Here is an 11619-nt window from a genome sequence, read left to right as displayed (position 1 = left end):
TCTTTATCATGTTAAATAATATCTATCAAGCTATTATGCAATTTCTATTTCCTAGCCATTGTCCTTCTTGTAATGCCTATGTAGAACAAAAAGGTATGTGGTGTCCTTCTTGTTTAGAAGAAATTATCCGCAATGAAAATCTAGCTTATGATGAAGATATTCGGCAATATATTTCACCTATTATAGCTATAGGTAAATACGATACAGGACTTAAGAATTTAATTCACGAATTAAAATATCAAAATAAATTTGCCACTTTAGCTTATTTAAAACCATTATTTTCATATTTAGATGAAGACTGGGATTTTTCCACTTATGATATGATAATCCCAGTACCCCTACACAAAAATAAATTAAAAAAACGTGGTTTTAATCAAGTTGAAAAAATTTTTAAACCATGGATTGATAAACATCATTTTAATTATTGCGATATTCTTGAGCGTACAAAACAAACTAAATCACAATATCAATTACTACGCCATGAACGTCAAGAAAATTTAGCCAATGCTTTTACGTTAAAAGATTATGTTGATGTAAAAAATCGCAAATGTCTATTGATTGATGATATATTCACCACAGGCAGTACGCTAAAAAATTGTGCTATGGTTTTAAAAAATCATGGCGCTAAAACTGTAAGCGGTCTAGTATTAGCTAGTCAAGCCAATATCAATTTACCTACAAAACCTTCAAAGGAGGTATTTTTTTGAAAAAACGTCCAAAATGGTTTCAACAAACCTCTTTTAATCAACCAAACACTTCTGATACTTCTTACTGCGTATTTAAAAATCTCTATCCATCTTCCTCAGAAGATACAACTACAGAAGAAATATCAACTCAAAATATCACTACCGATAATAAGCCATCTTCAAATGAAATGACTAAAGATGATTTTCTTATAGAAATCCATCAATTCAAACAACAAAAACTCTATGAAGAAGCTTTATCTTGCATTCAATTATTATTTGAAAAAAATATCGTAGATAGTGATATCATCTACGAATTAGCTGATACCTATTTATGTTTACATGATTATGAACGCGCTTTCAATTGGACACAAAAGTTAAAAGCTCAATCTCCGCAAGATTGCCGTAGTCTACTTTTAGAAATTCAACTTTTATTAGTTCATGGAAAAAAAGAAGAAGCTTTAACTACATTAAATCATCTATTATCCAATAAAATCACTTTAAAAAATGAAAAAGATTATCAACTTTTAGATATGATTATTGAAAAACTCAAAAAAATATTTAAAGCTGATAAATTAATGCGCCGTTGTCCTAATCTAAATACTTATCAAAAACAACGTAGACAGTCTTTAAAGACACAAAAGCAAAAAAATCCTGTTAATCACAATTTAACTGTTCATCAATCCACTGTTATCAATAGTGCAAAAGGAGTCATCATGCCTGATACTAATACCAATATAAATCCAGCTCTACAAAATACAATCAATCAAATTTGGGATATGCAAATAGCCAATAAAGAAAATATTTCTACTATTTTAGCCACACCTTGCGAGCAAGTGAGTCAATGCATCATGTCTCAAGTTTTATCTTATAAGAAAAAAATTTGGCTATTTAATTATCTAGCTGATATTTTCCGCACACATAATAATCTTCAATCAGCTATTTTTTTATTGCGCCAAGCTCTACTTTTAGATGATGAAAATGACTTCATCTTAAAAAATCTTGGCTATCTGCTCTGTCAAAATGGCGAATATCCAAATGCTTTAGTAGTGTTAAAAGATATTAAACATAAAGATTTCGCTGTACTTGATTTAATCGCTAAATGCCAAGATTTAAAAAATTAATATTTCCTTTTTGTTTTTATAATTAGAAAGAATGATTTATATGCCTATGTATAAAAAATCGCTACTTATTTTATTTTGTATAGCTCTATTTGCTAGTGTTTCAACTTTTTATTATCTTTACACACAAGAAGATACTACTCCTATTATCACCGATAATACGCAAACACAGACTCAAGATAAACAAGAAGATACTACAATCACTGTTTATGTCTCTGGCGAAGTCAATTCTCCTGGTTTAGTTGAATTACCTAGTGATAGTCGCATTGCTGATGCAATTAAAGCCTGTGGCGATTTTACACCACTTGCAGATAAAACCAAAATCAATTTAGCTCAAAAATTAACTGATGGTATGCAAATTCAAGTGAGCAGTAAAACACCTGTCAACAATTCTAATGAACAGGTCAATGATACTAATTCCAACAGTCCTAATAATAATTCATCTTCTAATTTAATCAATATAAATACTGCGACAAAAGAAGATTTAGATACTTTACCTGGAATTGGCCCTGCAACTGCTCAAAAAATCATCGATTATCGCCAAGAACATGGTAATTTTTCTTCTATCGAAGATATCAAAAATGTCAAAGGTATTGGTGAAGCTAAATTTAGCAAAATGCAAGATAAAATTTCTACTTAAAATCTTTTAAATCTAACAAATAATTTATTTTATTATTTAAGAAGGCATATTATGATTAAGATACATTATGGGCAATCGCCCTTACTTTTCATTAATTTTATAATTCTTTTCTACAGCTTAGGTGTGTATATGATGATGAAAACTCCTGAAATTTCTAAGTCATATACACACCTTTTTTGTTTAATTATAGTAAATCTAATACTAGCCTTCTATTTTACTTTGCGTAAATATAAACTTACATTTTTACTATATCTTATTTTATTTTTCCTTTTAGGTGTAATGCGTTATCTCTCTTTTACCTTCATTGCCGATGACAATATAAAAAACTATGACAATCAAGAAATCACTTTAACTGGTATTATCTGTCAAATGCCTAAAATCCGCCAAGACAGTGCTGGTATATATCATTTAACATATGTTGTTGATACTAAATCCATCAAGCAAAAGGAAGAAAAAACTACAACAGGAAAAGTTTATCTTTATCAAAAACAAAAAAATTTAGATAATCTTGCTAAAATCAATGATACGATTTCTGCCACAGGTACTATCCGCTTAATCCAAAATTATCACAATCCCAATTTAGTCGATCGTGAGCTTTCTGCCCAAGAAGAAGGTATCTATGCTACATTTTCCATTGGTAAACAAAATTTAAAAATATTAAATACATCTGATAAATTCTCGCTTCAAGAATTTTGCTATCAAATAGAGCAATCTTTTTTGCAATCCATGTATCAAACAATGCCTGAAAATGATGCTAATATGATTTTTGCTATGCTGTTTGGTGGGTATAATATCGAAAAAGACATCTTAGAAGCTTACTCCATCACTGGTATTATTCATATTCTTTCCGTATCAGGCTCTCATATCAGCTTGATTTCTCTATTTTTATTATCTTTAGGTAAATTTTTACATCTGCCTCGCTTTTTTAATTTAATCTTATTATTAATCCTCATTATTTTTTATACTATTCTATGCGGTGCTAGTATACCTGTCATACGTGCTAGCATAATGGGATTACTTAGCATTATCGCTCTATATCTTGAGGAAAAATCTACGGCTCAACATTTATTAAGTATTATTGCTTTGATTTTATTGCTCTTTGATCCTCTATTATTATTCAATATAAGTTTTCAGCTTTCATTTGCCTCTACAGCTGGTCTTGTCTATTTAATGCCCATATTACGCTCTAAATTAAATAAATTAAAATTGCCTTCACTATTAATAGATAATTTAGCTTTAACCATGAGTGCTCAAATCTTTGCTTTTCCTATTATTATTTGGTATTTCACCAGTTTATCTCTTAGCTCCCTACTAGCCAATTTAATCATTATTCCCCTATTGGAAATTCTCATCATCTTAGGTTTAATAGCTTTTATCTTAGGATTTATCTTTCCTTTTATCACTAAAATTTTATTTATTTTTGCCAGCTTAATTTTAAGCATAAGCAATGAAGCAACTTTTTTACTCACCAAAATTCCCTTTGCTAGTATTTATGTACCGCCATTAGATTTTCCAGCTATTTTAATTTATTACTCCCTTATTTTTATAACTTTAAATATCAAAATTCGCAAATACTTATATTTACTTTTACAAAAATATAAATTTATCACTTATATCTGTAGTATTAGCCTGATTGTTTTTTCTTGTTATTTTATGATAAAGCCTTCTCCTCTACAAATACACTTTATTGATGTAGGTCAAGGTGATGCTTGCCTTATCATCACGCCCCATCAACATAGTATACTCATTGATACAGGTGGTTCTATTAATTCTGATTTTGATATTGGTTCTTACGTAGATTTACCCTATTTACGTCATTATGGTATCAATAAATTAGATTATTTAATTTTGAGCCATGCTGACGCTGACCATAGTGGTGGAGCTAATTCCATTTTACAAAAAATACCTGTAAATCATTTAATTATCGCTGATGAAGATAAAGATTTATATGCTAAAATTTTAAAATTACCACTGAATAATCCCTTATTAGCCAAAGCTATTATAGCTAAGGAAAACACTACTTTTAATTTAGAAGATATTCATTTCCAATTTCTTCAAAATGATGAAAAAGAAAATTTAAAATCTAGCAATGATAGTTCAAATGTACTAAAATTAACATATCATAATTTTTCTGTGTTATTTACAGGTGATTTACCGCAAACACAAGAAAAATATTTATTAAATAAAAATATAGCCTCTACAATTTTAAAAGTTGCTCATCATGGCTCTAAAACATCTTCTTCACAAGAATTTCTAGAACATGTACGACCTCAATTAGCTATCATCTCTGTGGGCAAATATAATAGCTTTGGTCACCCTAACAAAGAAGTTCTTGATAGATTGAATAATCTACCTACAAAAATTCTCCGCACAGATGAAAAGGGAGCTATAGTAATTTATACTGATGGCTATAATTATTCCCTCAAAACATTTTTAAATTAATATATTTTAAGCAAAGGATTTCCCATGAAATATAATGATGCAATAAAACAATTACAAGCTAAACAATTAAAGTCAGTCTATTTAATCACTGGTGAAGAATTATATTTAGCTGAAAATTATCTCAAAAAATTACTGACTTTATTAAATCCACAAAACGACGAAGAAGCTGTTCAATATTTTGATAGCACAGCTGATACAAAAGCTATTTTACAAGCATTAGATAGTTCTCCTTTTTTCAGCGAACATAATATCATCATCGCCAAAGATTTGAAGATATTCCAAGACAAGTTATCTGCTAAAGATAAAGAAGATGAACAATTATTTTTAGATTATACCGCCAATATGCCTGATTATAGTATATTGATTTTACAATATAACTTAGGCAAAATCGATAAACGTAGAAAACTCATTAAAACTATTGAAAAATTTGGCACTATAGTAGAATGTGAAGCTATAGCTTATTGGAACATCAATGACTGGCTCAACTCTCGCCTTCGTGAGCTAAATCTCCGCTTTGATCGAGAAGCTTATGCTTATTTTTTAGAAGCTATAAAATCCATGGAAAAAATCTCCCTTGGTTTTTTAGACCAAGAATTACAAAAACTCACACTCTATCCACAAAAAACACTTATCAATCGCCAATTTCTTGAAGATAATTTTTCTAGTATCCCTGAAATTTCCACATTTCGCCTTTGGGAAGCTTTAGGCAATAAAGATATTGCCACTGCCTTAGAATTATTTACCATTCAACAACAAGCAGGTATACATCCACTGCGTTTATTAAAATTCTTAGCTCGTCAAATAGACCAGCTTTGGCATGTAAAAATTTATCTCAGTGAAGGTCAATCTACAAAACAAATAGCTTCTATTTTAAAATTACATCCATTTATCACTGAAAAAATCATCAAACAAGCTCAAAATTTCAGTTTAGATAAAATTCAACAAATGATCATAGATATAGCTGATGCTGATTATAAATTAAAAACAGGCTCTAATGAGCCTGCTTTAATCGAAAATCTTCTTATAAAATTTTGTCTTTAAAATCTAATAAAAATAATTTATTTTACTCTTAATATACAAGATTATGCCATTATTTTAATGGCATTTTTTTATTAAAAAATATTCTATATTCATCTTTAATAAAACTTTCTCCTTAAAATAAATTAATTTATCTATAAAAACGAAAAAGGACTGCTTTCTTTTGGAAATCAGTCCTTACTTTGATTAGCAATTATTTGCTTAAGCTGTTTACTCGGCGAGCTAAACGAGATTTACGGCGAGCTGCGCAATTTTTATGGAATAATCTGTTAGCAGCAGCCTGGTCTATTTTTTTGCATGCGATTACAAGTAATGCTTTTGCTTCTTCAGCATTGCCAGCAGCAACAGCATCAAGAACTTTACGAGAAGCAGTTTTTATAGCAGATTTAGCAGAAACATTTTTTGCACGACGCATAGCATCTGTTTTTACGCTGAGAATAGAAGATTTAATGTTTGGCAAGAAATTCACCCTTTCATCATTATAATTGTACCAAAATAGTTTATCATGTTATAAAACAATTTGCAAGATGGCTAGATTAAATACTATGTATTCAATAGCTAGACGCGATATATATTGTACCACATAAAGCTCTAAAAAATCTAGTCTTTCTTCAAAAACATTTAAAATTTTATTTTTTTCTTGACTTAGAGTCAAATCCTAGGTATATAATCTTTTTAACTATTTATTATTTATATATGAAGGATTTTTATTTATGAACAAAAAATTTTTATTTATCATTTTAATTTTAATAACTTTAAGTTGGCATTTATCCCTACAAAATAATGATACTATTGATGCAGAAACAAAAAATACAGCCCAAATATCAACTTCAGAAAAAACTCCATTAGCACCAGCCTTAGTAGCTTTATCTCACTTTCCTCTACAAGACCCTAGTAATAATATGCCTCTTTTAGAATGGAGGGAAGATTTAAATGCTGTTTATTATGAATTAGAATTATTTGATACCATTCCTGATGATTTAAGTGATGAAGAATTATCTTCTGAACATTTATATTATACAGCCTCTGTTTATACAAATGCTAAACAACTTGATTTGACTCAAATTGCCCCAAATGCACTGAACGGAAAGACTCCTCTTTATTGGCGTATTCGTTCTATGGATATAGACCACAATCCTATCACTAAATTTTCAGCTCTAGAGGAACTATATGCCACTAATCAAGCACCTCAAATGAATGCACCTATACCACATGTTATTTATAATGAAAAAAACGGCACTACACTTCTCTATCCTGTTTATACGTTTATTCCTAATGTAAATGCCACTCAATTTGAAATAGAAGTTACCGATAACATTCCAGAAAATCCTAATGGCACAGCACCTTCTAAATATCGTATTTATGCCAAAACAATCACAGGTGGTGAACTTTATGATGAAAAACCTCGTATTGGCACTTTTTATTGGCGTGTACGCGGTTTAGATGATGAAGGAAATCCTGTTGGTGTATATTCTGATGCTCAAATTTTCAAAAATGAACCTCAAGACAATTGGAAAATCGCAATTTTTGGCGATAGTATCAGTCATGGAGGTGGGCATTTATCTTTTGGTCCAGCAGATTGGGCATATAGTTATGCTTATTATTTAAATTTCCCTACTATTAATTTATCTTGTAGCGGAGATACAAGCGAAACTATGGTACAACGTTTTGATGATGATGTACTGCCTTTCCACCCACAATATTTATTAATCATGGGAGGAACTAATAGTCTTCGTGCTGGTATGCCTGCCGAAAATGTAATCAATGATTTAAAAACAATCCAAGAAAAATGTTATGAAAATAATATCACACCTATACTGCTCACTTTAGCACCTATAAATCCTTATAATATAAAAAAAGTATTCAATGAAGAAACCTCTGAAGTATGGCAATATAATTTAAATTTAGTTAACGATTTCATTCGCACACAGCCACATATTGATACAGCAAAAGCTTTGAACAGTCCACCAATATTGCCAACAGAATATGCTATGGACGGATTACATGGTGATGTTATCGCCAAAAAAATCTATGCTCAAGAAATAAATGATAATATTTCTCAATTTGTTGCTAAATAACCCTACCTATATGTTGTAATTATAGTTTTGAAATTGTATAATAATTACTGTAAATAAAACAGCTAATTTTTAATTTCTATAAAACTATTTTTACAGGAGGAAGATATCTTGAAAGCTACTAAAATACGTGATGATATTTATTGGGTAGGTGCCATTGATTGGTCCGTTCGCAATTTTCATGGTTATGAAACTGGACGCGGTAGCACTTATAATGCCTATTTAATACTTGATGAAAAAATCACTTTAATTGACGCTACTAAAAAAACTTTTAGTGATGAAATCTTAAGTCGTATTTCTTCTATCATTGATCCAGCAAAAATTGATTACATTGTTTGCAATCATTTAGAAGCTGACCATTCTGGTTCTTTAGATGCAATCGCTCAAAAATGCCCTAATGCTACTATTTTTGTCAGCCAACCAAATGGTTTAAAAAATATTGCTAAATTCTGCGGTGAACATACTTACCAGGGCGTAAAAGCCGGTGATAGCATAAATATTGGTAAACGCACTTTAAAATTCGTTCCTGTACCTATGCTTCATTGGCCAGATAGCATGGTTACTTATTGCCCAGAAGAAAAAATTCTTTTCTCTAATGATGGTTTTGGTCAACATCTCGCTACTAATGAACGTTTTGATGATGAAGTTGATTATGCTGTTTTAATGCATGAAGCGAAAAAATACTATGCTAATATTTTAATGCTCTATGGTCGTCAAGCTCAAACTGCTCTTAAAACAGTTTCCACACTTGATATTGACATGATTTTAACAGGTCATGGCATAAGCTGGCGTAAACATATTAAAGATATTTTAGATTTATACGCAAAATGGAGCAATTTTGAAGCTGATGAACATAAAGCTGTTGTAGTATTTGACAGCATGTGGAATTCTACAGAAATTATGGCTAAAACAATCACAGAAGCATTCCAAGCAAAAGGAATTTGTGCAAAATTCTTCGATTTAAAAACTAATCATTATTCTGATATTATGACTGAAGTTCTTGATAGTAAATATATCGCTGTTGGCTCTCCTACTTTAAATAATGGTATGATGCCAAATGTAGCTGCCTTCTTATGCTATCTCAAAGGTCTAGTACCTAAGAAAAACGACCGTCAAGCTTTAGCTTTTGGTTCTTATGGCTGGGGTGGACAAAGCATTGCTCTCGTACAAAAAGAACTTGAAGAAGCAGGACTCAATATCTTCCATGATATGATTCGTATTGCTAATCAACCAACACAAGAAGAACTAGATAATATTTATAATAGTATCATTGAAAACTTTAAAATCTAAAAAAGACTGTGCTTTAAAATAAAAATTAAAGCACAGTTTTATTTTTTATCCAAAATAAAAAATAAAAAAAGCGAAGAAAAATTTCTTCGCTTTTTATTTCTATATTATCATTTATTATATTAAACAGCTTCAGACTTAACTTGTTCTGTAGATAGAGCTGGTTTTCTATCTGGAACAATAAAACAAACTATTTTTACCATTATTGGAATAAGTGGTAACCATAATAAAGTATTTATTAAATTAAATGAAGTATGTGCATTTGCAATTTGACGAGAAATAACTGCTGTTTCTGGTCCAACAGGAGAAATATACATTACAAACTGAGCAAATAATGGTAATACACATAAGAACACGATGCTACCTGTGATATTGAATACACTATGAGCTACAGCTGTACGTTTTGCGTTTTTAGATTGACCGATAGACGCTAATAAAGCAGTAATTGTTGTACCGATATTATCACCTAATAAAATAGGTAATGCACCTTGAAGACCGATGATACTGTTACCATCTACACCAGCTTGAGCTGCAAAGTTCTGTAATACTGCAATTGTAGCACTAGAACTCTGTACAATTACTGTCATAACTGTACCTAATAATAAACCTAAAATTGGATTATCATGTACACTAGCGATAAGTTCTGTAAAGATTGGTGCATTTACAAGAGGCTTCATAGTAGAGCCCATGATTTCGATACCTGCGAATAATAAACCAAAGAAAAATACTGTCTGACCAATATTTTTTAATTTATCACTTTTAGCAAAGAAATAAACCATAAAACCGATAAATACGATTGGCCAAATATAATCGCTAAGTTTAAAAGCAATTAATTGCGCAGTCATTGTTGTTCCGATATTTGCACCAAAAATAATGGAAATTGCTTGTGGTAATCTCATTAATCCAGCACTAACAAAACCGATAGCCATTACTGTTGTAGCGCTAGAACTTTGTAATACACATGTAACTAATGCACCAGCTAATACACCTACAACTGGATTTTTAGTTAATACGCTAAGTACATAACGCATTTTTTCTCCAGCCATATTCTGTAAACCTTGGCTCATCATGTTCATACTGTAGATAAATAATGCCAAACCGCCTAATAATTCAAAAGCAATTTTCAAACCCTCACTCATTAAATATTCCTCCAAAATAATTTTCTAACACATATTTTCAAAATAAAATTCGCTCGATTACTATTTAATTATATAAATAAGTGAGTAATGCTTTCTAGTAGAAAAAAGTAAAATAAATGTAAAATATATGTAAAATCTTTTTCATAATATCCAGATAGATATTATATCTTTATATAAAAAAACTGGTGTAAATTAAGTAATTACACCAGTTCCTTGTCTTTTTATCAAACGAAATATTTTGTTTTGAATTCTTCGATTTGAGCTTCATCTAATGGTCTAATTTCACTTAAATAAGCGATTTCTACTTTACTACCATCAGAATGTACACCTTCTAAATAAACAACGCCATAGCCTCTAGCTAAATATTGTATCATGCCTTCGCCAGTTTCTTCATTATAAATTTTGATACCTATGCAATCTTCAAAAGTTCCCATTGAAGTAACTACCTTATATCTTCCTAATAATACAATATTTGTAGTCTCTCCACCTGTATAAACTTTTGGCTTTTTAGAATTTGTTTGTACTGTTCTAAAATCCTGCAAATATGGCATTTCTTGTCGCTTATTTAGCACAACTTCTGACACTTTATCTTCGCTACCAATAACTCTTTTTACTAATAAAGGCTGTAATACTTTCTGATTTTCTTTATCTACAATACAAGTACCTTGATAAAAATTAACTTTATCACCTTTATTTTGTTCATCAAAATTAAATGTAGCTAAATAAAAATTATCATTTTCAAAAGGTGCTGCTAATACATTAATTGTACCAGTAGCTTGCTGATATTCTCGCAAATCTATATTTTTAGGAGAAGCTAAAGCTACCGCTTGAAATGTTAATAAAACTACAAAAACTACTAATAATCTTTTCATTTAGATAGCCGTTGCCAAAAATCTATAAAAATATAAAAATTTGTTTATTTCCTTCTTCATTGAATCCGATTTTGCCATAGCTACTTTCGTTTGATATGATTCTCCAAAGGCTTAAATTCGGATACAACGAATCCTACATATTAGCATTTTCTTGCTTGTGAAACTATGCTAATTTATACATAGATAAATTTAGTGAAGCATTTAAGTCTCTATCAATTACTGCTCCACAGTGTGGACATCTATAAACTCTATCTTTTAGTTTTAAATCTTTCTTTATAAATCCACACTTGTTACAAGTTTTTGATGATGGATAAAATCTATC

General features: G+C 30.2%; 11 protein-coding genes. 7 read left to right on the top strand and 4 right to left on the bottom strand.

Annotation, left to right across the window (positions count from 1 at the left end):
* Nucleotides 1–8 precede the first annotated feature (8 nt).
* Genes BMX03_RS06965 through holA form a run of 5 tightly spaced genes read left to right on the top strand, consistent with a single transcriptional unit; the run spans nt 9 to nt 5927 of the window.
* Nucleotides 9–707 carry a ComF family protein gene (locus BMX03_RS06965; protein ID WP_091694567.1) on the top strand — a complete coding sequence of 233 codons (699 nt, stop codon included), beginning with the start codon at nt 9–11 and terminating at the stop codon, nt 705–707.
* Entirely contained in the window at nt 704–1807 is a 1104-nt protein-coding gene (locus tag BMX03_RS06960; protein WP_075555195.1) for a tetratricopeptide repeat protein, read from the top strand. The genes BMX03_RS06965 and BMX03_RS06960 overlap by 4 nt, the downstream gene beginning before the upstream one ends.
* Before the next feature lie 40 nt (nt 1808–1847).
* On the top strand, nt 1848–2444 hold the full coding sequence (locus BMX03_RS06955; protein WP_091694564.1) for a ComEA family DNA-binding protein: 597 nt from the start codon (nt 1848–1850) through the stop codon (nt 2442–2444).
* Nucleotides 2445–2495: 51 nt separating this feature from the next.
* On the top strand, nt 2496–4886 hold the full coding sequence (locus BMX03_RS06950) for a DNA internalization-related competence protein ComEC/Rec2 (RefSeq protein WP_091694562.1): 2391 nt from the start codon (nt 2496–2498) through the stop codon (nt 4884–4886).
* A 24-nt stretch (nt 4887–4910) separates the two neighbouring features.
* Nucleotides 4911–5927 carry a DNA polymerase III subunit delta gene (gene holA / locus BMX03_RS06945; RefSeq protein ID WP_075555192.1) on the top strand — a complete coding sequence of 339 codons (1017 nt, stop codon included), beginning with the start codon at nt 4911–4913 and terminating at the stop codon, nt 5925–5927.
* A gap of 190 nt (nt 5928–6117) precedes the next feature.
* On the opposite strand, the gene rpsT is transcribed toward holA, so the two are convergent.
* A complete protein-coding gene (gene rpsT, locus BMX03_RS06940) occupies nt 6118–6384 on the bottom strand; it encodes a 30S ribosomal protein S20 (RefSeq protein WP_018999578.1) in 267 nt (88 codons plus the stop codon).
* A gap of 253 nt (nt 6385–6637) precedes the next feature.
* Here rpsT and BMX03_RS06935 point away from each other — a divergent pair, with 253 nt between their 5' ends.
* Nucleotides 6638–8002, top strand: a complete 1365-nt coding sequence (locus BMX03_RS06935; protein ID WP_075555191.1) for a GDSL-type esterase/lipase family protein — start codon at nt 6638–6640, stop codon at nt 8000–8002.
* Between the two features lie 108 nt (nt 8003–8110).
* Nucleotides 8111–9289 (top strand): FprA family A-type flavoprotein, encoded by a 1179-nt coding sequence (locus BMX03_RS06930; protein ID WP_022228173.1) that lies wholly within the window; start codon nt 8111–8113, stop codon nt 9287–9289.
* A 119-nt stretch (nt 9290–9408) separates the two neighbouring features.
* Here the strand turns inward: BMX03_RS06930 and BMX03_RS06925 are convergent, their stop codons facing one another.
* From BMX03_RS06925 to BMX03_RS06915, 3 genes are all read right to left on the bottom strand, one after another.
* Nucleotides 9409–10425 carry a Na/Pi cotransporter family protein gene (locus BMX03_RS06925; protein ID WP_015562868.1) on the bottom strand — a complete coding sequence of 339 codons (1017 nt, stop codon included), beginning with the start codon at nt 10423–10425 and terminating at the stop codon, nt 9409–9411.
* A gap of 224 nt (nt 10426–10649) precedes the next feature.
* Entirely contained in the window at nt 10650–11297 is a 648-nt protein-coding gene (locus BMX03_RS06920; protein ID WP_075555184.1) for a hypothetical protein, read from the bottom strand.
* Nucleotides 11298–11460: 163 nt separating this feature from the next.
* A partial coding sequence (locus BMX03_RS06915; protein ID WP_143052075.1) for a zinc ribbon domain-containing protein occupies nt 11461–11619 on the bottom strand: 159 nt, incomplete at its 5' end.

The sequence above is a fragment of the Megamonas sp. Calf98-2 genome (assembly GCF_900110235.1).
Taxonomy (GTDB): domain Bacteria; phylum Bacillota; class Negativicutes; order Selenomonadales; family Selenomonadaceae; genus Megamonas; species Megamonas funiformis.
The sequence above is the reverse complement of the archived record's forward strand: the minus strand, read 5'-3'. Positions and strand labels throughout refer to the sequence as shown.